Origin of the sequence: Catonella massiliensis (assembly GCF_016651435.1) — a bacterium.
Taxonomy (GTDB): Bacteria; Bacillota; Clostridia; order Lachnospirales; family Lachnospiraceae; genus Catonella; species Catonella massiliensis.
Map to the genome: position 1 here is coordinate 1 of NZ_JAEPRJ010000003.1, position 1,182 is coordinate 1,182.

Here is a 1,182-nt window from a genome sequence, read left to right on the forward strand (position 1 = left end):
TTTGTTTTTTGATTTTACTGACCTGCATACTCCACAGGGTACGGATATTCCGTGGATGCTTACCCTGACTCGTTTTGCTGGTCATTGTGATGATGCAGCACCTGTAGCGCTCCATCGTTATCGGGTTCCCTTCCAGAACCCTGCCCGATCTCGGAAGAATCCGAAAACCGGCAAGGCTCTGGAATAAATTTTGCTGCCGACTGTCTTACGCTGCAGTCGATTCCTTCTTTTCCGGGCGCCTGATGTCCATCAACATCTTCTTCGGATCATAGAACGTACCAGTATTCAGAATCGTATAGATGATCCTCAGAAGCTTGCAGGCAATCACAATCAATGACTGCATCTTTTTCAACGGATTATCGGCTCGTGTCGTATAATACATATGGAGTTCTTTGAATTCCTCTGCATGGGCCACTGCTGACTTTGCTGCCTGGAACAACCAATACCTTAGTCGTTTACGTCCCCTGTGGCTGATTTTGGTTTCTCCCTTATGCTTTCCTGAGCTGCATGCCACAAGACCTAATCCGCTTAATTTCTGTATTTCCTTAACATCATCAAATCTTGAAATATCTCCCATCTCTGCAAGAATACCAGAAAGTGTATTTTCTCCAATCCCCGATATCTCCAGAACGTTACCTGTATGCGGTATCTCCTGACATTTCCGGTTAATCTGATTCTCTATAACAGCAAGTTCAGCATCCAGTTCCAGAATTTTCTGCACGAACCACTTTACAGCTGCCTTACCTGCAATGGATCCATCCTTGATCCCAACACTTGCTTTTGCATACTGCAAGATTTCTCCAGCTCTGCTATACCCACGTCCTCTAAGTTTAGCAGCATGCCAGATCTGTCTTATCCCTTCTTCTCCAAGTGCGGTCAGTTCTTCCGGAAATGGTGCCTCTTTCAGCAGTTCCAGGCTAAATGCTCCATCGACTTTTCCCAATGCATCCTTATACTCCGGGAAATATATCTTCATCTCCCTGTGCATCCGGTTGATTGTTCGAATTCTGTCTTCATTCAGTTGGTCTCTGAACATGGATAACCTACGAAGCTCCGCATAGATTTTTTCTGGAAGATATGGCATACCAAAGTTGCCATCCTTGACAAGATTTGCTATCAGTTTTGGATCCTTCCTGTCATCCTTGAGCTGGCTGTTATCTTCAACCTCCTTTGTCTGCTTAA

At 44.9% G+C, this 1,182-nt stretch carries 2 protein-coding genes; one reads left to right on the forward strand and one right to left on the reverse strand.

Annotated features, from left to right (window positions below; all coding sequences use genetic code 11):
- A partial coding sequence (locus tag JJN12_RS14025) for a hypothetical protein (RefSeq protein ID WP_208430424.1) occupies positions 1 to 187 on the forward strand: 187 nt, incomplete at its 5' end.
- An 18-nt stretch (positions 188 to 205) separates the two neighbouring features.
- On the opposite strand, the gene JJN12_RS14030 is transcribed toward JJN12_RS14025, so the two are convergent.
- The coding region (locus JJN12_RS14030; protein ID WP_208430425.1) for an IS110 family RNA-guided transposase at positions 206 to 1,182 on the reverse strand (977 nt) is incomplete at its 5' end.